The sequence below is a fragment of the Inquilinus sp. NPDC058860 genome (assembly GCF_042743185.1).
Taxonomy (GTDB): domain Bacteria; phylum Pseudomonadota; class Alphaproteobacteria; order DSM-16000; family Inquilinaceae; genus Inquilinus.
In genome coordinates, this window is sequence record NZ_JBHYMS010000085.1 from 1 (window position 1) to 22,493 (window position 22,493).

The 22,493-nt window shown below is 69.4% G+C and carries 24 protein-coding genes; 9 read left to right on the forward strand and 15 right to left on the reverse strand.

Features of this window, described 5'->3' with window-relative positions; genetic code table 11:
• Positions 1-127: 127 nt before the first annotated feature.
• The 5 genes from ACFW16_RS33745 to efeU all read right to left on the reverse strand — a co-directional run bounded on the left by ACFW16_RS33745 (position 128) and on the right by efeU (position 5,634).
• Positions 128-1,057 (reverse strand): ABC transporter substrate-binding protein, encoded by a 930-nt coding sequence (locus tag ACFW16_RS33745; RefSeq protein ID WP_380313481.1) that lies wholly within the window; start codon positions 1,055-1,057, stop codon positions 128-130.
• Between the two features lie 439 nt (positions 1,058-1,496).
• A complete protein-coding gene (gene efeO, locus ACFW16_RS33750; protein WP_380313482.1) occupies positions 1,497-2,321 on the reverse strand; it encodes an iron uptake system protein EfeO in 825 nt (274 codons plus the stop codon).
• Positions 2,322-2,385: 64 nt separating this feature from the next.
• Entirely contained in the window at positions 2,386-3,681 is a 1,296-nt protein-coding gene (gene efeB / locus ACFW16_RS33755) for an iron uptake transporter deferrochelatase/peroxidase subunit (protein WP_380313484.1), read from the reverse strand.
• Positions 3,682-3,695: 14 nt separating this feature from the next.
• The gene (gene efeO / locus ACFW16_RS33760) at positions 3,696-4,790 is read right to left on the reverse strand and encodes an iron uptake system protein EfeO (protein ID WP_380313486.1); all 1,095 of its coding nucleotides are present in this window, start codon (positions 4,788-4,790) and stop codon (positions 3,696-3,698) included.
• 13 nt (positions 4,791-4,803) lie between these two features.
• Complete coding sequence (gene efeU, locus ACFW16_RS33765) at positions 4,804-5,634, reverse strand: iron uptake transporter permease EfeU (RefSeq protein WP_380313487.1); 831 nt, start codon at positions 5,632-5,634, stop codon at positions 4,804-4,806.
• 224 nt (positions 5,635-5,858) lie between these two features.
• On the opposite strand from efeU, the gene ACFW16_RS33770 reads away from it, so the two are divergent.
• Positions 5,859-6,155 (forward strand): hypothetical protein, encoded by a 297-nt coding sequence (locus ACFW16_RS33770; RefSeq protein ID WP_380313488.1) that lies wholly within the window; start codon positions 5,859-5,861, stop codon positions 6,153-6,155.
• Positions 6,156-6,158: 3 nt separating this feature from the next.
• On the opposite strand, the gene ACFW16_RS33775 is transcribed toward ACFW16_RS33770, so the two are convergent.
• Positions 6,159-7,853 (reverse strand): SulP family inorganic anion transporter, encoded by a 1,695-nt coding sequence (locus ACFW16_RS33775; RefSeq protein WP_380313490.1) that lies wholly within the window; start codon positions 7,851-7,853, stop codon positions 6,159-6,161.
• Positions 7,854-7,927: 74 nt separating this feature from the next.
• Complete coding sequence (locus tag ACFW16_RS33780; RefSeq protein ID WP_380313492.1) at positions 7,928-8,200, reverse strand: helix-turn-helix domain-containing protein; 273 nt, start codon at positions 8,198-8,200, stop codon at positions 7,928-7,930.
• Between the two features lie 400 nt (positions 8,201-8,600).
• Between ACFW16_RS33780 and ACFW16_RS33785 the strand changes: the two genes are divergently transcribed.
• Genes ACFW16_RS33785 through ACFW16_RS33795 form a run of 3 tightly spaced genes read left to right on the forward strand, consistent with a single transcriptional unit; the run spans position 8,601 to position 10,887 of the window.
• Positions 8,601-9,314 carry an amino acid ABC transporter permease gene (locus ACFW16_RS33785; RefSeq protein WP_380313494.1) on the forward strand — a complete coding sequence of 238 codons (714 nt, stop codon included), beginning with the start codon at positions 8,601-8,603 and terminating at the stop codon, positions 9,312-9,314.
• A gap of 8 nt (positions 9,315-9,322) precedes the next feature.
• Positions 9,323-10,075, forward strand: a complete 753-nt coding sequence (locus ACFW16_RS33790) for an amino acid ABC transporter ATP-binding protein (protein ID WP_380313495.1) — start codon at positions 9,323-9,325, stop codon at positions 10,073-10,075.
• Positions 10,076-10,101: 26 nt separating this feature from the next.
• The gene (locus tag ACFW16_RS33795; RefSeq protein ID WP_380313496.1) at positions 10,102-10,887 is read left to right on the forward strand and encodes a transporter substrate-binding domain-containing protein; all 786 of its coding nucleotides are present in this window, start codon (positions 10,102-10,104) and stop codon (positions 10,885-10,887) included.
• Between the two features lie 37 nt (positions 10,888-10,924).
• Here ACFW16_RS33795 and ACFW16_RS33800 read toward each other — a convergent pair whose 3' ends face one another.
• A complete protein-coding gene (locus ACFW16_RS33800) occupies positions 10,925-12,490 on the reverse strand; it encodes an acid phosphatase (protein WP_380313497.1) in 1,566 nt (521 codons plus the stop codon).
• A 166-nt stretch (positions 12,491-12,656) separates the two neighbouring features.
• Here ACFW16_RS33800 and ACFW16_RS33805 point away from each other — a divergent pair, with 166 nt between their 5' ends.
• Positions 12,657-13,904 carry a cytochrome c peroxidase gene (locus tag ACFW16_RS33805; RefSeq protein ID WP_380313498.1) on the forward strand — a complete coding sequence of 416 codons (1,248 nt, stop codon included), beginning with the start codon at positions 12,657-12,659 and terminating at the stop codon, positions 13,902-13,904.
• Positions 13,905-14,018: 114 nt separating this feature from the next.
• A complete protein-coding gene (locus tag ACFW16_RS33810; protein WP_380313499.1) occupies positions 14,019-14,732 on the forward strand; it encodes a DUF2076 domain-containing protein in 714 nt (237 codons plus the stop codon).
• An 83-nt stretch (positions 14,733-14,815) separates the two neighbouring features.
• Here ACFW16_RS33810 and ACFW16_RS33815 read toward each other — a convergent pair whose 3' ends face one another.
• The 6 genes from ACFW16_RS33815 to ACFW16_RS33840 all read right to left on the reverse strand — a co-directional run bounded on the left by ACFW16_RS33815 (position 14,816) and on the right by ACFW16_RS33840 (position 18,760).
• Positions 14,816-15,280: an NUDIX domain-containing protein gene (locus tag ACFW16_RS33815; protein WP_380313500.1), complete on the reverse strand. Its 465-nt coding sequence runs from the start codon at positions 15,278-15,280 to the stop codon at positions 14,816-14,818.
• A gap of 9 nt (positions 15,281-15,289) precedes the next feature.
• Positions 15,290-15,733 (reverse strand): SRPBCC domain-containing protein, encoded by a 444-nt coding sequence (locus tag ACFW16_RS33820; RefSeq protein WP_380313501.1) that lies wholly within the window; start codon positions 15,731-15,733, stop codon positions 15,290-15,292.
• Positions 15,643-16,062, reverse strand: coding sequence for an ArsR/SmtB family transcription factor (locus ACFW16_RS33825; protein ID WP_380313502.1), 420 nt, complete (start codon positions 16,060-16,062; stop codon positions 15,643-15,645). The genes ACFW16_RS33820 and ACFW16_RS33825 overlap by 91 nt, the downstream gene beginning before the upstream one ends.
• 92 nt (positions 16,063-16,154) lie before the next feature.
• Complete coding sequence (locus ACFW16_RS33830) at positions 16,155-16,370, reverse strand: ABC transporter permease subunit (RefSeq protein ID WP_380313509.1); 216 nt, start codon at positions 16,368-16,370, stop codon at positions 16,155-16,157.
• A gap of 340 nt (positions 16,371-16,710) precedes the next feature.
• Entirely contained in the window at positions 16,711-17,454 is a 744-nt protein-coding gene (locus ACFW16_RS33835) for a LuxR C-terminal-related transcriptional regulator (RefSeq protein ID WP_380313503.1), read from the reverse strand.
• A gap of 190 nt (positions 17,455-17,644) precedes the next feature.
• The gene (locus tag ACFW16_RS33840; protein WP_380313504.1) at positions 17,645-18,760 is read right to left on the reverse strand and encodes a winged helix DNA-binding domain-containing protein; all 1,116 of its coding nucleotides are present in this window, start codon (positions 18,758-18,760) and stop codon (positions 17,645-17,647) included.
• Positions 18,761-18,916: 156 nt separating this feature from the next.
• Between ACFW16_RS33840 and ACFW16_RS33845 the strand changes: the two genes are divergently transcribed.
• The 3 genes from ACFW16_RS33845 (at position 18,917) to ACFW16_RS33855 (ending at position 21,137) form a co-directional block, all read left to right on the forward strand.
• A complete protein-coding gene (locus ACFW16_RS33845; protein WP_380313505.1) occupies positions 18,917-19,897 on the forward strand; it encodes a S1C family serine protease in 981 nt (326 codons plus the stop codon).
• A 7-nt stretch (positions 19,898-19,904) separates the two neighbouring features.
• Positions 19,905-20,705 (forward strand): helix-turn-helix domain-containing protein, encoded by an 801-nt coding sequence (locus ACFW16_RS33850; protein ID WP_380313506.1) that lies wholly within the window; start codon positions 19,905-19,907, stop codon positions 20,703-20,705.
• A 75-nt stretch (positions 20,706-20,780) separates the two neighbouring features.
• Entirely contained in the window at positions 20,781-21,137 is a 357-nt protein-coding gene (locus tag ACFW16_RS33855; RefSeq protein ID WP_380313507.1) for a VOC family protein, read from the forward strand.
• Positions 21,138-21,197: 60 nt separating this feature from the next.
• Here the strand turns inward: ACFW16_RS33855 and ACFW16_RS33860 are convergent, their stop codons facing one another.
• Positions 21,198-22,160: an OmpA family protein gene (locus tag ACFW16_RS33860; RefSeq protein WP_380313508.1), complete on the reverse strand. Its 963-nt coding sequence runs from the start codon at positions 22,158-22,160 to the stop codon at positions 21,198-21,200.
• Positions 22,161-22,493: the final 333 nt, after the last annotated feature.

Here is a 22,493-nt window from a genome sequence, read left to right on the forward strand (position 1 = left end):
GACGATCCCGGCCCGTGTCAGGCAAGCCTTTCGCGCGCGGACGCGCGCAGACCCCTCCCCCTGCCCCCCTCCCGCAAGGGGAGGGGGGACTAAGAGAGAGACCGCGAGGAGGGGAGGCATCGCCGCCCTACTTCACGAACCCCTTCGCCTTCAGATACTCGGCCGCGACCGCTTGCGGGTCCTCGCCGTCGACGGCGATCTTGCCGTTCAGCTCCTGCAGGGTCTTGAGGTCGAGCGAGGCGAAGACCGGGTCCAGAGCGTCCTTGATCTTCGGGTGCTTGGCCAGCACGTCGGCGCGGATCGTCGCCGCCGGCTCATAGACGATCTGCGCGCCCTTGCTGTCCTCCAGCACCACCAGCCCGACCGAGGAGATGGCGCCGTCGGTGCCGTACACCATGGCGGTGTTGACGCCGGAGGTCTGCTCCGCCGCGGCGCGGATGGTGGCGGCGGTGTCGCCGCCGGCCAGGGTGACGATCTGGTCCTGGTTCAGCTTGAAGCCGTAGGTCGACTGGAACGACGGCAGGGCGGCCGGGCTCTCGACGAATTCGGCCGACGCCGCCAATTTCACCTCGCCGCCGTCATTCACCCATTTGGCGAAGTCCTCCAGCGTCTTCAGCTTGTTGGCGTCGGCCACCTCCTGCCGCACCGCCAGCGCCCAGGTGTTGTTGGCGGGCGAAGGGGCCAGCCAGACGATCTTGTTCTGCGCCTCGTCCAGCTGCTTGACCTTGTCGTAGCCGGCCTGCGCGTTCTTCCAGGCCGGGTCGGTGTCGATGTTGAAGAAGAAGGCGCCGTTGCCGGTGTATTCCGGATAGGCGTCGATCTCGCCGGCCAGGATGGCGCTGCGCACGATCTTGGTGGTGCCGAGCTGCAGTTTGTTCTCGGTCGGGATGCCGTTGGCCTCCAGCACCTGCAGGATGATGCTGCCCAGCAGGCGGCCCTCGGTGTCGACCTTGGAGCCGACGCGCACCGCATCGGCGGCCATGGCGGCGGAGGCGGCCAAGAGGCCGGCGCCGAGCGCGGCCGTGGCCAGGATGCGCTGGAACGGGGAGGGGGTCATGGCGCTGCCTTCTCTGTTCGAGCCGAGCGGAACGGAAGTCTTCTTCACCGAATGCGTTCGCCGGCTCGCTTGTTCCGGTTGCGGAGAGGCAGCTTAATTGACGCCCGGCAGGTGTCAATTCGATAAGAAAATCTTAAGAAATCTGTAGAAAATGAGAATAGGAGAGCCTCCCCTAAAACTGTCATGCCCGGGCTTGACCCGGGCATCCAGAGATGTCGAAGCCGCTCTGGGTGGCCCCTGGATTGCCGGGTCAAGCCCGGCAATGACAGTCAGGGAAGAGCCGGAGAGCAGCTTCAGAGATCGTCTGAGAATGCGCTGGCATGAGTCGGCTGGTGGTGGTTTCGAGAACCGGCGCGCAGCGGACGTTTGGGTCCGTGAGCACCGGAAGCGCAGAAACCGCCTCCAGACGGCCATGCCAGTAGCATTATCAGGCGGTCTCTCAGCTCAGGCCCAGCGTGCCGCGCAGCTGCGACAGGTCCTCGGCCAGGGCGGTGATCGGGCCCTTCATCGCGGTGCGGTCGGCGTCGGTCACCTTGTCGTAGGTCTCGAAGCCGCCATCCGAAGTCTTGTACTTGGCCAGGATGGCATCGACCGTCTTGAAGTTGGCGTCGACCTTGGCCAGCAGGGCCTTGTCGCTCTTCTCCAGGATCGGGCGCAGCAGGTCGACGATCTTCTTGGCGCCGTCGACATTGGCCTGGAAGTCCCACAGGTCGGTGTGGCTGTAGCGGTCCTCCTCGCCGGAGATCTTGGTGGCCGCGACCTCCTCGATCAGCGCCGCGGCGCCGCCCACTACCTTGTCCGGCGGGGTGGTCAGGTTCTTGAGCCGGCCCTGCAGGTCGGTCACGTCGGCCAGCAGCTTGTCGGCGAAGGGGGCGAGGCCCTCGGTCGACTGCTTGGCGAACAGGCCGTATTCGATGCGGTGGAAACCGGTGAACTCCGGATCCTCCTCGTTCTTCGCATGATCGTCGGCGCGCGAGTCGATGGCGGCGTCGAGGTCGCTGAACAGCTCGGCGAGCGGCTCGATCCGCTCGTAGTAGACGCGGCTCGGGGCGTAGAGGGCCTGCGCCTTCTTCAGGTCGCCGGCCTTCACCGCCTCGGTGAACTGGCGGGTGTGCTCGACGAACTGGTCGACCTCGCCGATGACCCAGGTCTTGTACTTGGCGATCGGCTCGACCAGCTCGAGCGGCGACGGCGGGGCGGCCATGGCCCCGGTCCCGATCAGCAGCGCGGCCGCGCCGAGGCTGAGAGTCAGAATGCGTTTCATGTTCAATCCCCTCCTAGGATAGGACCGGGTGAGATCGTCCCCGGTGCTCAGGGCCCTACGGCCCTCAGGTCGACACGGATTGCAGCAGCCCCTGGCCGAGATAGCCGTCCTTGTCCGGCACCCCCGGCAGGGCAAAGAAATAGCCGCCGCCGGTCGGCTTGATGTACTCCTCCAGCGGCTCGCCGTTCAGCCGTTCCTGCACCGCGATGAATCCCGCGTTCAGGCTCGCCTGGAAGCAGATGAACAGGAGGCCCATGTCGAGCTGCCCCGACTTGGTGACCCCGCGCGAATAGTTGAACGGGCGGCGCAGGATCAGGCTGTTCGCGGTCTGGTGGGTGCGCGGATTGGCCAGGCGGATATGGGCGTCGAGCGGCATGGTCTTGCCCTCGGGGTCGCTGGAATAGTCCGGCACGTCGAACTCGTCCTTCAGGCCCAGGGCGGCGCCGGACGCCTTCTCGCGGCCGATGATGGTCTGCTGCTCCCCGAGCGGGGTGCGGTCCCAGCGCTCGACGAAATTGCGGACGATGCGCACCACCTGATAGGTGCCGCCGACCGTCCAGGCCGGCTCCTCGCTGCCCGGCCGGATCCAGACGAGCTGGTCCATCGCCGCGGCGTCGGCCGGATTGGGGTTGGCGGTGCCGTCCTTGAAGCCCAGCAGGTTGCGCGCCGTCTCCTTGCGGCCGGCCTTGCTGGTCGCGGCCGGCAGGAACCCGTCCAGCTTCCAGCGCAGGCTCAGCAGGTCCGGCGTCGCCTTCAGCATCGCGCGCAGGGCGTGGATGTTGGCCTCCGGCGTGTTGGCGGAGAACTGCAGCAGCAGGTCGCCATGGCAGGTTTCCGGGTCCAGCGCATCGTTCGGGAAGCTGGTCATCGCCGCCAGCTCGCGCGGCTTCACCGAGGCCAAGCCGAAGCGCTGGTCGAACAGCGATGCGCCGACCGCGGCGGTGATGGTCAGGTTGTCCGGCACGATCACCGGCCCCAGCACGCCGGAATCGGCCGGCGGGAATCTCGGGTCCAGCTCCGGCGGGGTACCGCCGCCCATCAGGAAGGCGATGCGCTCGGTCAGGGTGCGGAACAGCCGCTCGAGGTCCGGGCGTGAGGCCGCCAGCACGTCGAAAGAGGCGACGAGGCCGGCGGCGGGGGAGGGGGTGACGATCCCGGCCTGGTGCTCGCCGTAAAAGGGCTGCACCTGCTGCGCCGTCTCGGCGTCGCGGCCGGGTGGCTGCTTGACCGACTGGGCGATGGCCGGCGCCGCGGCCAGCGCGCCAAGCGCCGCCCCGCCGCTGGCCAGGCCGCGCAGCACGCTGCGCCGGCTGGGCGTCTCGGCGGGGGGAGTGAGGGTCTTGCCCTGTTCGTCGGTCATGGCGGTTTGTCCGGTCAGTCCAGCCCCAAGGCGGTGCGCAGCTTCGGCAGGTCGTCGGCCAGGGCCGTCACCGGGGGCTGCAGCCCGGTGCGGTCGTCGCGGGTCAGCGCCAGCCCGGCCGCGGTCAGGTTGCCGTCGACCCGATCGCTCAGCGCCTTGTCGGCCTTCTGGCTCAAGGGGCGCAGCAGCCCGACGATCCGCGCCGCGCCCTCGAGATCGGCCTTGGCGGCGTCGGGGTCGAGGCCCGGGTCGGCGGCCAGGCGGGCGATCACGGTGGCGGCGCCGCCGGCCATCTTCTCCGGCGGGATCGACAGGTCGGCGATCCGGGCCTGCAGCGCCTGCACATCGGCCGCCAGCTTGTCGGCGACCGGCGACAACCCATCGGTCGAGCCGCGGGTGAACAGCGCGTATTGCAGCCGGCGGAAGCCGGTGAAGCCCGGGTCGTCCTCCTTCTTCTCGAAATAGTCGGCGCGGGCGTCCAGCGCCGTGTCGAGATCGGCGAACAGGTCGGCGATCGGCTTGATCCGCTGGTAGTGGATCCAGGCCGGGGCCAGCAGGCTGCGCGCCTGCGCCAGGTCGCCGGCCTTGACCGCGGCGACCAGCGGCGGGGTGGCGTCGGCCAGGGCCTTGGCTTCGCCGGTGACGTAGACCTTGTATTCGGCGATCGGCCCGATCAGCTCGATCAGCGAGGGCTGCAGCGCCTGGGCCGGGGCGTTCTGCGCCGCGGTCACGGTCAGGGTGCCGCGCGGGTTGCTCAGGAGGCCGCAGGTGATCTGATAGCTGCCCGGCCCCAGCCTGGCGGTCAGGCTCTGGGTGAAGCCGGGGGCGATGTTCTCGCGCTCCTCCACCACCATCACGCCCTGCAGGATCTCCCACTCCAGCGCGCGGTCGCTGGCGTTCTTCACCTGGAAGGTGACGCGGCCGGCCTCGACCGTCAGGTCGTTCGGCTCGCAGCTCTTGGCGGTGATGGTCACGGCCGTGCCGTCCGCCGCGGCCTTGGGGACGCCGGCACGGTGGAGGTAGGCGTAGACGCCCAGGCCGGCGACGGCGACGGCCAGGACCGCGACGACGCCGATGCCGATCCGGGTGGTGCGCTGCAGGGACGACATTCGGGCTCCGGCCTCAGGCATTCGACCGCGCTTCCTGCGCGACCCGGCCGCCGCTCAGGAACAGGGGCAGGGTGACGATCAGGAAGAGGATGTAGACGGTGACCTCGCCGACCGTCGGCGTGTCCTGGTAGCCGAAGATGCCGGCCAGCACCGAGCCGAGCGGCCCGTCGATCGGCAGGACGTGGCTGAGGTCGAAGGCGATCTCCTGCAGCCCGTTCCACAGCCCGGCCTCGTGCAGCGCCCGCAGCGACCCGGCCAGGAGGCCGGCGGCGACCACCAGGATGAACAGCCCGGTCCAGCGGAAGAAGCGCTTCAGGTTCAGCCGGACGCCGAACCAGAAGATGGCGAAGCCGACCGCGACCGCGACCAGCACGCCGGCCAGGGCGCCGATCGGGGCCTCCAGCCCGACATCCTGCTGGAAGGTGGCGAGCAGGAAGAACACCGATTCCAGCCCCTCGCGGGCGACCGCGAAGAAAGCCATGCCGATCAGCGCCAGGCCCTTGGCATCGTGGCCCTCCAGGGCGTCGTCGACAGAATGCTGCAGCTGCGCCTTGATCGAGCGCGCGGCCTTGCGCATCCAGAACACCATCGAGGTCAGGATGCCGACCGCGACCAGCCCGACGATCGCCTCGAACAGCTCCTGCTCGCGCTGCGGGAACTCGGCGCTGACCAGGGTCAGCACGATGCCGACGGCGATCGAGAGCAGGACGGCGACGGCGATGCCGATCCAGACCAGCGGCATCCATTGCGACCGGCCCGTCTGGCGCAGATAGCCGGCGATGATGCCGACGATCAGGGCAGCCTCGATGCCCTCGCGCATCATGATCAGGAACGGTACCAGCATCCCGACATCATCCCGAAACCGCCGCCGGTGGGCGGCGCCATGCCCGCGACAGTTGCGAGCAAGAATGCGTATCTCTCGCAGTTCTTCTGCTCCCATCGCCCGGCGTTGTCGAGGTCGCTTCGCTGCGGAATAGGTTAAATTTGTCGTAATGCGGCGCCGCCGCGATTCTCAGCCCGGAACCGGCGATGCGCAGCCGCTGTTTGCGGAGCAGAAAGGAGCCCGCCATGCCCGAGACCGGAGCCCCCAAATCCGCCGCCGCCGCGGAGGCGTCAGGATCGAAGTCGACGCGCGCTGCCGCCGAGCTGGATGAGACGGCGGCCGCGACGGAGGCCGCCCGCCGCGACCTGGAGGCGGATCTCCGCGCCCTGCGCGAGGACGTCGCCCGCCTCGGCGAGACCGTGGCGTCGATGGCCCAGGCCCGGGCGAGCGCGCTCGACGAGGCGGTGCACCGCAACCCATGGTCGGCGGTAGCCGCCGCGGTGTGCATCGGCTTCTGCCTGGGGGTCAGGGCGCGGCGGTAGGCCTCAGGCCGCGTCCGACGCCGCCCGCCGGGCCGCCGCCAGCGCATCGGCCGGGTCCGACTTGAACCGCACCAAAGGCGGCCGGACGCCGTGGGTCAGCAACGCCCGCAGGATCGGCCGGCGCGCGCCGGCGATATAGACGGTGGCGCCCTGGCGCCGGGCCTTGCGGGCGAAGCCCTCGATCGTCGCCGCGGCGGTGGAGTCGATCACCGGCACCGCCGAGAAATCGACGACATAGGCCTTCGGGTGCTCGCCGATGCGGTCCAGCGCCGCCGCCACCCCGGCCGCGGCGCCGAAGAAGAAGGCGCCGGAGATCTTGTAGGCGACGACGTCGCGATCCGTGGCCAAGGCGGGATCGTAGGGCGGGCGGACGTCGCCGTTGCCCCGGTCGTCGGCTATGTCCGGCCGGTCGACCTGCACCGCCTGCGCCATGCGGTGCAGGAACAGGAGGGCGCCGAGGCCGAAGCCGACGAGGATGCCCTCGGTCAAGTCGCGGAACACCACCAGGCCGAAGGTCGCCAGCAGCACCACGGCGTCGCCGACCGAGGCGCGGATCAGAATCCCGAACTGGTGCTTCTCGGCCATGGTCCAGGCCACCACCGCCAGAACCCCGGCCAGGGCGGAGAGCGGGATGAAGGCCGCCAGCGGCGCCGCCGCCATCATGAACAGCAGCAGGAACACCGAGTGCAGTATGCCCGACACCGGGCCGCGCGCGCCGGCACGGACATTGGTGGCGGTGCGGGCGATCGTGCCGGTGACGCAGATGCCGCCGAACAGGGACGAGGCGATGTTGGCCAGCCCCTGCGCTACCAGCTCGCAGTTCGAACGGTGGCGCCGCCCGCTCATGCTGTCGGCCACCACGGCCGACAGCAGGCTCTCGATGCCGCCCAAGAGGGTGAAGGACAATGCCGCCGGCAGCATCTCCTGGATCCGCGCCCAGGATAGGTCGGGCAGGTGCGGGGCGGGCAGCGAGGACGGGACGCCGCCGAAGCGGGTGCCGATGGTCTCGACCGGCAGTTGCAGGATCACGGCCAGGATCGAGGCCAGGGCGACCGCGATCAGATAGGACGGCCAGTGCGGCCGCAGCCGTCGCACCAGCAGGATGGTGCCGACCGACAGCGCCGCGACGGCGATGGCAGCGGCACCGGCGGTCGGCAGCGCCCGGCCCAGCGCCTCCAGCTTCGGGATGAAGGGCCCCGGCTCCGGTCCGTCCAGGGTCAGGCCCAGCAGGTCCTTCAGCTGGCTGGCGAAGATGATCATGGCGATGCCGGCGGTGAAGCCGACGGTCACCGGGTAGGGGATGTATTTGATGAAGGTGCCCAGCCGCAGCAGGCCGATCGCCAAGAGCATCAGCCCGGACAGGAAGGTGGCCAGCAGCAGCCCGTCGACGCCGTGCTGCGCCACGGTCGCGGCCACCAGCACGATGAAGGCGCCGGCCGGGCTGCCGATCTGGAACCGGCTGCCGCCCAGGGCCGAGACGATGAAGCCGCCGACGATCGAGGCGTAGAGGCCGCGGTCCGGCGTGACGCCGGAGGCGATGGCGATCGCCATCGACAGCGGCAGGGCCACGATCGCGACGGTCAGCCCCGCCACCGCGTCGGCCTTGAGGTCGGCGAGGCCATAGCGCTCGCGCAAAACGGTCACGAGCTTCGGCGTGAACAGCTCGACAAAGGACGGATCAGGACTGCGCGCCACCATCGACCTCGACACTCCCATCGCCGCAGGAGCGGCGGGATCGTCGGGTCGGCCGGCGGTCGCCGTCGCTGAACGCGTCAGCCGGCTCCGCTCTCCGGCGCCCGCGGGGTCTTGAAGCGCACCCCGCGGCCGCCTTCGCGGCTGACTGCATGATCGCCGATCAGCTCGACACCGGCCCGGTCGAACGCCTCGACCACCTTGGTCAGCGTGTCGACCACGCCGCGGACATTGCCCTCGCTGGCCTCCATGCGCTGGATCGTCGGCAGCGACACCCCGGACAGCTCGGCGAGCTGCCGCTGGTCGATGCCGAGCAGGGCGCGGGCGGCGCGCATCTGGGCGGCGGTGATCATGCAGTATCCTCTGACAAATCTAACGTATCAGGCGGCAAGAATGATGTCTAGAACATCACTATAGATGTGCTGTCCCTGGACTTTGATGTCTGCATAGCATCGGATGCTGCGGCTGCCGCGGCGGGGCGCCATCCGACCATGCTTCCCCGGACGAGGGAAGGGCGAACCGGAGCGGCGGGCGCGGATAAACAACGCGTCAGTTTGTGAAAATTATATATGCACATTTCGCATTTGCACATTCGGGGACGGCTCGCCATCTCTCGCGCTCGCCGCGCCGATCCCTCTCCCGGGACGGGGCATCCGGCCCGAACAGCAGGTTGACGCTTCCCGTGCACGCCACATCCTTCCTGGCCATCCGCCTCTCCGATGGAGCGCGCGGGAATTTCCGCGTGGGGGCCGCATGACGATCTTCGACTTCGACTATTTCCTGTCGGCCTTCCCGCTGATCCTGCCCTATCTGCCGGTGACGCTGCTGATCGCCTTCAGCGCCATGGCCTTCGGCCTGGCGATCGGCACCGGCGCCGCGCTGATCCGGATCTACCGCTTGCCCGTGCTGCGGCAGCTGGCGACGCTCTACATCTCCTTCATCCGCGGCACGCCGCTGCTGGTGCAGATCTATCTCGCCTATTACGGCATCCCGAAGCTGCTGCAGTACATGAACGCGCAGCTCGGCACCGACATCGACGCCAACCGGGTGCCGGCGCTGGTCTTCGTCATCTTCAGCTGCGCCGTCAATGTCGGCGCCTATCTGTCGGAGGCGATCCGCTCGGCCCTCTTGTCGATCGACCGCGGCCAGGCCGAGGCCGCCTATTCGATCGGCATGACGCCGTTTCAGGCGATGCGCCGCATCATCCTGCCCCAGGCGCTGGCCGTGGCGCTGCCCAATCTCGGCAACAGCTTCATCAGCCTGATCAAGGACACCTCGCTGGCCTTCCTGATCGCGGTGGTCGACATCATGGCGGCGGCCAAGATCATCGGCGGCCGGTCGTTGCGCTTCTTCGAGCTCTACTTGGCGGTGGCGGTGATCTATTGGGTGATCTGCATCCTGGTCGAGGTGGCGATGCGGCGCTGGGAGGCGTATCTGACCCGCGGCCGCCGGGACATCGCGGGCTAGGGGGCGGCATGATCTCGATCCGCGACGTCCGCAAGTCGTTCAAGGGCCAGGTGGTGGTCGACGGCATCGGCCTCGATCTCGACCGCGGCGGCATCGTCTCGATCCTCGGCCCCTCCGGCTCCGGCAAGTCGACCTTCCTGCGCTGCCTGAACCGGCTGGAGACGCCGGACGCAGGCGCCATCGACATCGGCGGCGACCGCTACGACCTGCCGCGGCTGGACCGGCGCCGGCTGCAGGCGCTGCGCATGCGCATCGGCATGGTGTTCCAGAACTACAACCTGTTCCGCCACAAGACGGCGATCGAGAACATCCTCGAGGGCCTCCTGGTGGTGAAGCGCCTGCCGCGGCGCGAGGCGCAGGAGATCGCGCAGCATCACCTCGCGCTGATGGGGCTGGCCGACAAGGCGGCGCAGTATCCGTCCTCGCTGTCCGGCGGGCAGCAGCAGCGCGTGGCGATCGCCCGCACCCTGGCGATGGCGCCGGAGCTGATCCTGTTCGACGAGCCGACCAGCGCGCTCGACCCCGAGCACACGGGCGAGGTGCTGGAAGCGATCCGCAAGGCGGCCGGGCAGGGCATCCCGATGATCATCGTCACCCACGAGATGGGCTTCGCCCGCGAGATCTCGAGCCAGGTGCTGTTCATCGACGGCGGCCGGGTGATCGAGCAGGGCGACCCGAAATCGCTGTTCGGCGACCCGCAGCAGCAGCGGACCCGGGACTTCCTGAGGAACTACCTGCGGTCCTTCAGCTTCGACATCTGAAGGACCCGTCCATCATGGAGAGAAAGATGCGTCATAGTCTGGCCAAGGGCGCCGCGGCGGCCCTGCTCGCCCTTGCCCTGGCGACGGCCCCGGCGGTCGCGCAGGAGACGGTGCGGGTCGGGACTGAGGGCACCTACGCGCCCTTCACCTACCAGGACGACAGCGGCAAGCTGACCGGCTACGACGTCGAGGTGCTGCGCCTGGTCGAGGCCAAGGTGCCGGACCTGAAGTTCGAGTTCGTGCCGCAGCCCTGGGACAGCATGTTCCTGGGCCTCGAATCCGGCAAGTACGACGTGGTCGCCAACGAGATCTCGAAGACGCCGGAGCGCGAGACCAAGTACCTGTTCTCCGACGTCGCCTACTTCCACAGCGGCTCGGCCATCATCGTCAAGAAGGGCGTCACCGGCATCCACAGCCTGGACGACCTGAAGGGCAAGGTGGTCGGCGCCGGCGTCGGCAGCGAGCACACCAAGCTGGTCGAGGACTATCTCGCCGCCCATCCGGGCGCATTCGAGATCCGCTACTACGACGGCAACGTCACGCCGGTGCTGCTGGACATCGCCGAGGGCCGGATCGATGCGCATGTCAACGACCCGATCGTGGCCAAGGACCATGCCGAGAAGCTGGGCCTGCCGGTCGAGGCGACCGGCGACCTGCTGACCAAGGTCCCGGCCTATCTGGTGTTCCGCAAGGACGCCAAGGGCGAGGCGCTGAAGGCCAAGGTCGACGCCGCCCTGACCGCGCTGAAGGCCGACGGCTCGCTGTCGAAGCTGTCGCAGCAATGGTTTGGCCAGGACTACACGCAAGATTGAGACGGAAAGGGGCGGACTCGCGTCCGCCCCTCCGGCCTCACTGCGCCGCCGGCAGGTCCAGCGCCGCGGTCAGGTCGCCCAGCGGCGGGTTGCCGCTGGCGGCGATGGCTGCGTCGCGCGCCGCGATGCCCGGCAGCTCCGGCAGCGAGAAGCGGTGGGTGATGAAGCGCAGGATCGAGGTCGTGTCGTAAGGCGTGTGGTCGACATAGCCCTTCCGGGCGAAGGGCGAGACGATGATCGCCGGGATCCGCGTGCCCGGGCCCCAGCGGTCGCCCTTCGGCGGCGCCACATGGTCCCAGAAGCCGCCATTCTCGTCATAGGTCACGACGACCAGCATGTGCGGCCATTGCGGGCTCTTCTGCAGATGGTCGATCAGCATGGCGAGATGGGCGTCGCCCGAGGCGATGTCGGCGTAGCCGGCATGCTCGTTCAGGTTGCCCTGCGGCTTGTAGAAGGTGACCTGCGGCAGGGTGCCGGCGTCGATCGCCTTGACCAGCTCGGCCCCGTCCAGCCCGCCGTCGCGCAGATGCTCCTGCCGCGCCGCGGTGCCGGGCGCGAAGCTGGCGAAGTAGTTGAAGGGCTGATGGTGGTACTGGAAGGCCGGCACCGGGGTCTGGTTGCCGTGGTCCAGCACCGACTGCCAGGCGCCGCCGTACCAGGCCCAGCTGATCCCTTTGGCGCCCAGCAGGTCGCCGATGGTGATCTCGGTCTGCGGCGGCAGCGTGGTCGGCGCCTTCGGGTCGGCCAGGGCCGGGTCGCCGCCTTCGGCCGGCTTGTTGGCGCTCGGCTGGTAGGGCGGCTGCATCGTGTTCACGGCGAAGAAATCAGGCGTCAGGTTGCCGTCGGCCACGAATTTGGGGATGCCGTCCATCGCCGATTTCGGCGCGTTCGGCGCCAGGGTCAGGCTGGTGCCGTCCGGGTCGACCACCGCGATCGACGGCTTGGCCGCGGCTTTGTCGGCATCCGGATAGCGGGCGACGCAGGCGCAGGCCAGCCAGATATGGTTCATGAAGGATCCGCCGAAGGCCCCCATGAAGAAGTGATCGGCCAGCGTGAATTGCTGCGCGATCGTCCACATCGCCGTCTTCGAGCCGTCGAGATGGCCCATCACCTCGGCCCCCGCATCGGCCCAGGCGACGAACTTGTCGTTCCGGCCGCCGTCGATCTGCATCTGGTTCTGGTAGAAGCGGTGCCACAGGTCGTGGGTGATGGTGCCGACCGAAACGTTCAGGCCCTGCGGATCGTCCATGGCGAAAGGGGCGTTCGGCAGATGCTCGGTCTGGGCCTGGGTCACCGGCGGCGTCACGCCCTTGGCGGTCAGCCCGTCCCACACCGGCGGCAGCTCCTTCAGCGTCGTGCCGTCGCGGTCCAGCTGGGTCTTGGCGGTGTCCGAGGCGTTGGCCAGCCCGTCGGCGCCCGGGAAGGCGCCGTACAGATTGTCGAAGCTGCGGTTCTCGGCATAGATCACGACGACCGTGTCGATGGCGCGCAGCGCCCTGGTCCGGGCGGTGTCGGCGCTGCCCGGCGCGTCCGCGGCGAAGGCCGGCGGCGCGATCAGCACGGCGGCGCCGGCCGCGAGCGCGGTGGCGATCAGTTTGTGCATGCGGCTTCCCTCTGGCTCCCGGTGCCGAGGCCCCGGTGGCTGTTCCCCTTCCGCGCGCCAGCACTCGCGCGAAGCCGGCTGTCGCTCAAGTGAAACTTTTTCGGCATAGAGAGGGGGCTGCGGGCCGGGTCCGGCGCCGCGTCGCGCGGATCACGGGATGGCCGGAATGGCGTTGCGAACGGGTCGCTGGTGGGCGATGGGCGGCGGGCTGGCCGCGGCGGTTCTGATGGTCTCCGCCGCCGCGGCGGGGTCCCATCCGGAGGGCGGTCTGACGCGGGCCGAGGTGCGGCGCCAGGCGGCGGAGCTGACGGCGCTGGGCCGCGCCATGTTCGTCGACCCGTCGCTCTCGGCCTCGGGCACGCTCTCCTGCAGCTCCTGCCACGACCCGCAGCACGGCTTCGGCCCGTCGAACGCGCTGCCGGTGCAGATGGGCGGCGGCGACAGGACCAGGCCCGGAGTCCGGGCTGTGCCGTCGCTGACCTATCTCCAGGCCGTGCCGCCCTTCACCGAGCATTTCTTCGACTCGGAGGACGATTCCGACGAGAGCGTCGACAACGGCCCGACCGGCGGCCTGACCTGGGACGGGCGGGTCGATCGCGGCGCCGACCAGGCGGCGATCCCACTGCTCTCCGATTTCGAGATGGGCAATGCCGGCCCCGACGAGGTCGTGACCAAGGCGCTGGCTGCAGGCTATGGCGCCGCGCTGCAGCACATCTACGGCGCCGACGTGCTGCAGGACCGCAAGGCGCTGTATGCGGGCATCCTCAAGGCCTTCGAGGTCTATGAGCAGGACGCCGCCAGCTTCTACCCCTACAGCAGCAAATACGACGCCTGGCTGGCCGGCCAGGCGACGCTGACGCCGCAGGAGGCGCGCGGCCTCGACCTGTTCAACGACCCGGCCAAGGGCAACTGCGCCGAATGCCATATCAGCCAGCGCGGCAATGACGGCACCCCGCCGCAGTTCAGCGACTACGGCCAGATCGCCATCGCTCTGCCGCGGAACATGCAGATCCCGGCCAATGCCGACCCGGCGTATTTCGACCTCGGCGTCTGCGGGCCGCAGCGCACCGACCTGAAGGACCATCCGGAGTATTGCGGCCTGTTCCGCACCCCCAGCCTGCGCAACGTGGCGCTGCGCCGGACCTTCTTCCACAACGGCGCGATCCATAGCCTGCGCGACGCGGTGGCCTTCTATGTGACGCGCGAGACCGACCCCGGCCGCTGGTACCCGCGCAGCCCGGACGGCAGCGTGCGGCTCTATGACGACCTGCCGCCGCAGTACTGGGACAACATCAACCGCGACCCGCCCTTCGACCGGCATCCGGGCGACGCGCCGGCCCTGACCGACGCCGAGATCGACGACGTCGTCGCCTTCCTGAAGACGCTGACGGACGGCTATCACCCTCCGTCCTGACCAGGTCCGGCGCGACACTCCGCCGCGCCGTCGATTGCTTCGCTCCGGCACCGCGCCCATATCAGCGGCGGAAGGGGGGATGCCCGCGGCAGCGGGCCCGACCGGAGAGTTGTCATGACACCCCAGGAACGCGAGCTGCTGACCAACCTGGTCGCCCGGCTGAAGCAGGCCCCGCCGGCCGAGAGGGACGACGAGGCGGCGGCGATGATCCGGGACCTGGTCCGTGACCTGCCCGACGCGCCCTACCTGCTGGCCCAGACCGTGCTGATCCAGGACTATGCCCTGCACCAGGCCCAGTCGCGGATCGTGGAGTTGGAGCGTCAGGCCCAGCAGCCGCAGCGCAGCTCCGGCGGCGGCAGCTTCCTCGGCGCCATCTTCGGCAGCGGCGCGGCCCCGCGCCCGCAGCCGGCGCCGCAGCCGCAGGCCTATACCCAGGCGCCGCCGGCTTATGCCCAGGCCCAGCCCGGCCCCTGGGGTGGCGGGCCCTTCGCCCAGTCCTCCGGCCCGTCCTTCCTGCGCAGCGCCGCCGCCACCGCGGCCGGCGTGGCCGGCGGCGCCCTCCTGTTCCAGGGCATCGAATCCCTGTTCGGCATGGGCCATGGCGGCTTCGGCGGCTTGGGCGGCGCGTCCCCCGGCCTGACCGAGACGGTGATCAACAACTATTACGGCGACGCCGCCCCCGACGGCGGCGATCTGCGCGACGCCGACGCCGTGCCGGCGGATGATGGCGGCCAAGGCGTCACCGACGCCGACTACCAGGACGACGGCAGCCAGGATTTCGGCGGCGACGATTTCGGCGGTGGCGGCGACGACACGGTGGGCGTCTGAGCCTGCGGAGTAGGTTGGGTTCGCGTATGCGAACCCAACAATGCAATGCCGGATGGATGTTGGGTTCGCCAAGCGAACCCAACCTACGCCTCAGCCAGGATCTCCTCCAGCCGGTCGAGCAGGGGCCGCTGGCCCTCCAGGATCTTGTGCCGGGCGGTCGCCAGGTCGAACCATTCGGCCCGGTCGACCTCCGGGAAGGGCTGGATCCGGCCGCTCCTGGGCGGCCATTCCAGCTCGAACGTGCTGCTGCGGACCCGGCTGACATCCAGGTCGCCGGCGATGGCGAAGGCGGTGACCGCCTTGCCGCCGCGCTGGCGGATGCGGCCGAGCGGCAGCAGCGGCCCTTCGGGCGCCAAGCCCAGCTCCTCGGCGAATTCGCGCCGGGCCGTGGCCTCGAAATCCTCGCCCGGCTCCGGCTCGCCCTTCGGGATCGACCAGGCGCCCAGGTCCTTGCCGCGCCAGAACGGGCCGCCCGGATGCACCAGCAGGACGAGGCGCCGCCCGTCGACGCGCTTGTGCATCAGCAATCCGGCACTCTCCGCGGGCATGAACCCCTCTCAGGCGACGGCTTCCTCGAGAAGATAGCGCTCCAGCCGGTCGAGGCAGCCGCCCCAGCCCTCGCGGTGGCGGTCGCGGGCCGGCTCGTCGAAGAACTGCTCATGGGTCAGGATCAGCACGGTGCCGTCGCCGTCCGGCCGCAGGGTCAGCGTCACCTGCGACTCCCGCTCCGGCATGGTCCGCCAAGCCCAGCTGAACACCAGCCTCTCGTTCGGCACCACCTCCCGGTACACGCCGCCGACATCGTGGCGCTCGCCGTCCGGCGTGGAGAAGGCGACGTGGTAGCGGCCGCCGGTGCGCGGGTCGGCCTCGGCGCTGATCGTCTCGGCGCCCGCCGGCCCGAACCAGCGCATTATTTTTTCCGGCTCGATCCAGGCCGCGTAGACCCTGGCGGGTGGGGCGGCGAGGCGGCGCCGGATGCTGAGGCTGGGCTTGGCGAGCACGATTCCTCCTCGACGAAGGCGGCCAGGCGGTCGAGCTGTTCGGACCAGAAGCGCTGGTAGCGGGCCAGCCAGTCCATCGCCTGCTCCATCGGTGCCGCGGACAGGCGGCAGGTCACGGTGCGCCCGGTCTTGGTCCGCGTGATCAGCCCGGCATCGGACAGCACGTCGAGATGCTTCATCACCGCCGGCAGTGACATGGTGAAGGGCCGCGCCAGCTCGCTGACCGAGACGTCCTGCTCCTCGCCCAGCCGGGCGATCAGCGCCCGGCGCGTCGGGTCGGCCAGGGCGGCGAAGGTGCGGTCCAGGGCAGGCTCTTGATAGTTAACCATCAAGTGAACTTTGCGTTTGCGGGGGCAGGCTGTCAAGCCATATGCGCCGACATTGCAATCTCGGTCCAGTATGTCAGACGTTTAGGGTGGCCTTACCGCACCCAGCGCCGAAATCCCAGGTGCTCGACCAGCACGACGAGGCCGAAGGCGACCAGCCCCATCGCCGCGGCGGCGAAGACGACGGCGAACAGGCGGTCGGCCTGGTAGTTGAAGGTGGCCTGGATGATCAGCGCCCCCAGGCCGGCATTCGACCCGATCCATTCGCCGACGATGGCGCCGATGACGCTGCCGGTGGCGGCGATGCGCAGCGCGGTGCGGAATCGGAGAACTGGCCCAGCGCCGCCTGGCCGGTGACCACCGGCGGCACGGTGGCGGAGTTCGGGCGCCGGGCGAGAACTCGACCTCCAGCCCCTCGGCCTGGAACAGCCCCTGCTTCAGCGCCACCACGTCGCCGATCTGGCCGTTGCTGATCAGCCCATGCTCTCCCTGCCTGCCCGGTCCGCGGCTCTGCCGGCCGCGGTTCCGACGCCGTTCCTGCCCCCGAACGGCGCAAGCAGCATGCCAGACGGGGACAGGCGGGACCACCGCGCCGGCCCGTGCAAGGGCGGACGGCCATTCGGCGTGAGAGAGGCTCGATGGCTCAGCTCCTCAGGAAAAGTCCTGCCTTCGAGTGGATTGAAGCCAAGTGTGCAGCTTGAATGCGATCTCAGTGCGATTTCGAGCCTGAAGCCTGCGCATGATGTTTCGCACATGCACCTTTACGGTGCTTTCGTGAATATTCAATTCGTATCCGATGGTCTTATTGGCCTTTCCTATCAATAATGCCTGGGCGACCTTGGCTTGCTGGGCGGTCAGAAGGCCATCCGTCGGGTCTCTTGGTTGAGCCAAAGCTTCCTGCTGCTGATGCAGCCGGATAAGGCTGTCGGCGGGAACAAATACACCGCCGGATTGGACCAGCCTGATTGCACCGAGAATGACGCTGACACTCAGGTTCATGGACAAGTATCCCTGAGCTCCGGAGGCCAAGACGCTGACAACCAGATCGGGATCCTCATCTTCTCCCAATGCTAAAATATTGATGTGCGGGTATTGGATCTTCAGGCATGATAAATCGTCGATCTTGCGAGAATGATCTTCGTTGGCTGATCCTATATTGATGATGATGGTAAATGTACGCTGAGGGGCATCCGTGTCGACCAGCCATTCATCGAGATTGGCGAAAGCTTCTACGAGATATTCGGTGCCGGCGTCCTCGATCGCTCTTACCAAGCTATCTCGGCGGAGCGCACGGTGGTCGATGATGGCGACCACCGGCGCTGCTTGGACTTCATTGCCAAGCTTGGCCTGTCCAGTCTCCGCGAGTGCGTCGTCGGAACCTCTCTGCTCGACCACTCGACTCCCTGGAGGGATCGGCATCGTGGCTGTCCCCCGGTACGCGAGCATTTCCTCTCCTCCCTGATGTTTGTGCAGATCACGACAGGGTTCGGGGTGCCTCCAACGAAAGTTGTGGGTTTGTTCGAAATTCGCGGCGAATTCGCAGCGTCTCCCCGTTTCCCCAAGAATGACGCCGTACCGGCGAGTCTTATTCCATCGCTTCGATCCGCACGTCCCGGCTCCTGGCGCTCTCGGCGACCAGGGTCAGCAGCCTTTCGCCCTCCTCGGTCACCGCCACAGACTCAGGCTTCGACAGCTTCTCGAAGGCCTCGACCCGCAGCACCGCGGCGCCGCGCGCCTGGGCCGCCTTCCAGCGGCCGCGCACCAGGCCGTCCACCAGCAGCACCGGCGGCATGAAATTGCCGTAGACCTGCGGGCGACAGCGCTCGGCGATGACGTGCCCGCGCTCGGCATGGGACAGCAGCAGGTTGTCGTATTCCGGCAGGAAGCGCGGCGGTGCCGGCACGTCCGGGCCGGGCCGCGGCGCGTCGGGCAGGTCGAACAGCTCGCGGCCGGCCTCGTCTCGGAAAGTCACCAGCTTCGGCCGCAGCGCGTCGACCACGGGTTGCAGCCGGGTCAGGCCGGACCAGGTCTGCATGTCCTGCACGCCGGCCGGGCCGAAGGCGGCCAGGTAGCGCAGCAGCATCGGCTCCGGCGCCGTGTCGGTGCCCAGCGGCTGCCGCAGCCAGGCCTCGGCGGTGGTGCACAGCGGCAGCCCGCCGATACCCCACAGCCCGCGCGGCGGCACCTGCACCAGCGGCGCCAGGTTGCGCATGGCGTAGGACAGGGACTTGGCATCCCGGTCCGGCCACCGCTTCTGCAGCAGCCGGCCCATCTCCTCGACCGTGCGCGGCTGGTCGACCAGCAGCCGGCGCCCGGCCGCCACCACCGCCTCCAGGTCCAGCCCCGCAAGCTGTTTCCCGTAAGGCGTGCCGGTCATCAGCGACCGCTCCTGCACCCCCTGCAGCACCGGGCGCAGCGCCCGGCAGTCGCGGGCGGTGACCAGGTGGATGGTCGACCGCATCAGCGCGATGCGCACCGCCTTGCGGTCGCGGATCAGCCCGGCCAGGTCCTCCGGCTCGAAGCGCTCCAGCCGGCTCCACAGCCCGACATAGGGGGCGGTCGGGGATTGCGACTGCATCCCGACCAGCCGCTCGATCGCCTCGGCCGCGGTCGCCTTCCAGCGCTGCAGCAGCCCCTGCCGGGCCAGCAGCGCCCGGTTGCGGCTGCGCCGGTCCAGCACCGCCGCATCCCCCTTCGCCATGCATCCCCCGATCCCGCGAATTCGGGCGCCAGCCTGTCCCGGATCGGCGGCAGGACACAAGCGCCGCGACCCGGCCGATCCGTCTCGGGGCTTGCATCCGGCCCCGCATGGCGCCGAGAATTGGGGACTATCCCGCCCGATACCATGGAGGCCGCGATGGCCCTCGGACCGGACGACTGGGAAGTGCCCGTCCGGGCGCAGCCCGACCCCGACGACTACGTCTTCGATCTCGACCGGGCGCTCGACGCCGTGGTCGGCCTGACCGCGCGCATCCCGGCCGACGCCTTCACCGCCGGCACGCTGGGCACCGAGCGCGCCGGCAACGGCGTGGTGATCCGCGACGACGGCATCGTGCTGACCATCGGCTACCTGATCACCGAGGCCGAGGAGGTGTGGCTCACCACCAACAGCGGCCGGGTGGTGCCGGGCCATGTGCTGGGCTACGACCAGGCGACCGGCTTCGGCTTGGTCCAGGCGCTGGGCCCGCTCGGCGTGCGGGCGCTCAAGCCGGGCTACGGCCGCACCGCGGAGCCGGGGACCGAGGTGGTCATCGCCGGCGCCGGCGGCCGCCGTCGGTCGCTGGCCGGTCGGATCGTCGCCCGGCAGGAATTCGCAGGATACTGGGAATACGTGCTGGACGACGCCATGTTCACCGCGCCCGCCCATCCGCATTGGGGCGGCACCGCGGTGATCGGCCCGGCCGGCGACCTGCTCGGCATCGGCTCGCTGCAGATCCAGCACCAGGCGGAAGACGGCCGAGTGCTGCCGCTGAACATGGTGGTGCCGATCGGCCTGCTGCAGCCGGTCTTCGACGACCTGGCGACGCTCGGCCGTCCCGACCAGCCGCCGCGCCCCTGGCTCGGCCTGTTCGCGACCGAGGATGAGGGCCGGGTGGTGGTGGTCGGCTTCGCCGGCAACGGTCCGGCCCGGCGGGCGGGGCTGCGCGAGGGCGACGCCGTGCTCGCGGTCGACGGCGAGGCGGTCACCGACCTGGCCGGCTTCTTCCGCGCCGTCTGGGCGCTGGGCGAGGCCGGGGTCGAGGTGCCGCTGACGCTCGACCGCGAGGGCGACGTGTTCGACGTCGGCATCCGCTCGGCCGACCGGGCCGGCGTGCTCAAATCGGCGAAGCTGCACTAGGGGCGGCATGCGGCCCGGCGACACGCTTCTGGCCAAGCGCGCCGGCCTCTACCGCGAGGCCCGGCCGGCGCCGGAGCTGGCACCGCATCTGCTGTGCCGCTGGGTCCATGTGATCCCGCAGGGCCCGGCCCTGCCGGTCGCGGTCGTGCCGGATGGCTGCGTCGACCTGCTGTGGGTCGGCGGAAAGCTGGTGGTGGCCGGGCCGGACGTCACCGCCGCGCATCCCGTGCTGCCGCCCGGCGACCCGGTGGTCGCCGTCCGCTTCCGGCCCGGCGCCGCGATGCGCTGGCTCGGCCTGCCGATGTCGGAGATCACCGGCCGGCAGCCGGATCTGCAGGATTTCGGCCGGCCCTGGGCGCGCGACCTGGCCGGCCGGATCGGCGAGGCGCGGACGATGGCGGAGCGGATGGCGCGGCTCGAGGCCGGGCTGGCGCGCATCGCGCCGGGGATCGGCCCGCCGGCGCCGGAGATGGCGCTGGCCTTCCGCTGGCTCGGCCGCGGGGCGGAGGAGGCCGGGCTGGCGGCCTTGCGCGACCGGCTGGGCATCAGCGAGCGCAGCCTGCGGCGGCGCTGCCACGAGGCCTTCGGCTACGGTCCCAAGACGCTCGACCGCATCCTGCGGTTCCAACGCTTCCTGCGGCTGGCGGCAGCGGGAGAGGAGCCGGGACTGTCGGCCTTGGCCGCCGCGGCCGGCTATGCCGACCAAGCGCATCTGACGCGCGAGGCGCGGCGCCTGTGCGGCCTGACCCCGGCCGCGATCCTCGGCCAGCTCGCCGCCGGCGCAGGGGACGAGCGCGCGGCCGCCTGACTGGCCGTTCCGTTCAAGACGGGGCGTCGGGCCCGTGCGACGCTCACGCCGAAAACTGGAGAGAGGAGGAGGCTCATGGCCAGCCCCGGCAACGACCGCCGCATCGACTATATCGAGTTCGCCGTCGCCGATATTCCACGCTCGCGCGACTTCTACGGCCGTGCCTTCGGCTGGAGCTTCACCGATTACGGCCCGGGCTATTGCGAATTCGACGACGGCCGGCTGAAGGGCGGCTTCGCCCAGGGCAGCGGCCCGGCCAAGGCCGGCGGCCCCCTGGTGATCCTTTACGCCGACGATCTCGCCGCCACCCAGCAGCGGCTGGAGCAGGCGGGCGGCCGCGTCGTCAAGCCGATCTACAGCTTCCCCGGCGGCCGGCGCTTCCACTTCCAGGACCCGGACGGCTACGAGCTGGCGGTCTGGTCCGACCGGTAGCGCGAAACGAAGGAAGGGGGCCGCAGCCCCCTTCCGACATCCCTGGACCCGTGCGGGGCCTCAGTTCACGACGATCTCGACGCGCCGGTTCTGCGGCTCGCGCACGCCGTCGGCGGTCGGCACCAGCGGATCGGCCTCGCCGACGCCGCGGGTGACGATCATGCTGTCGGCCACGCCGTCGGTGATCAGCTGGCGGCGCACCGCCTCGGCCCGGCGCTGCGACAGGGCCTGGTTGTAGCTGTCCGAGCCGGCCCGGTCGGTGTGGCCGGTGACGTCGATGCGGGTGCTCCTGCCCTGCAGCGCGTCGGAGGCGGCGGAACCGACGATCTGCGTGGCCTCCGGCGTCAGCTTCGAGCTGTCGAAGTCGAAGAACACCAGATAGCTGCGGGCCTGGGTGACCTCCTGGACCTGCTCCACCGGCGGCGCTTCCTCGGCGCCGAAGGTGTAGCGCAGGCCGACCAGGACGGTGTGGTTGTTGTCGTCGTCCGACTTGATCCGGACGCCGTTGTCCTTGAACACCGGCCCGGTGTTGCCGAGGTAGCGGTATTCGAGGGTCGCCGCCATGTTCGGCGCGAAGTTGTAGGCCACGCCGGCGATGCCCTGATAGGCGAACTGCGCCTTGGTCGAGCTGAAGTAGTTGCCCGGGCCGCTCGGGTTGAAGTCGGCATTGACCAGCGCCAGGCCGACGCCGGCGCCGATATACGGCACGAAGGGCGAGCCGAAATCGAAGTCGTAGTAGCCGTTCGCCATCAGGCCGTAGGTGGTCTGGTGGTTGTTGCCGTCGTGGCTGTTCTCCCGGATGCTCGCCTCCAGGTCGGTGCGGAAGCCGTTGCCGAAGCCGTAGCCGACATAGAGGTTGCCCGCCGGCCCGACATCGTAGTCGTCGTTGTTCAGGCCGTTGCCCTGGAGGAAGTTGGCGCCCGCTCCGGCACCGACATAAAGGCCGCTCACCTGCTGCGCCATGGCCGGCGTCGCGGCCAGCAGCGCGGCTGCTCCCGCGGCGAAGACGATGCGTCTGGTCATTCCTGACTCCACGGATTTCTCGCTAGGATTTCGGTCTCGAATCTCGTCCCGGACCAGACGATACATGTGCATACGTTCTTGAATGTATGTCAAAATGGCGCGCAGCGGCATTGTCGCACCTTGAAGTGTCGTCGGTCTGTCACACGGGGCGGGCAGGAGAGCGGGCGAAGTCCAGGCGGAAGGCTGTCTTCGCAATCCCGCGAAGGTCGTGGCAATCGGGCAACACCGTTTCCGGATCGCTCGCGGGCTAGCCCGCCTTTCTCACACTCCCTATGCCCTGCGTCGCCTTGCGGCGAGTCGGATGCGGGGGCGGGACACGAAAAAGCATAGCTA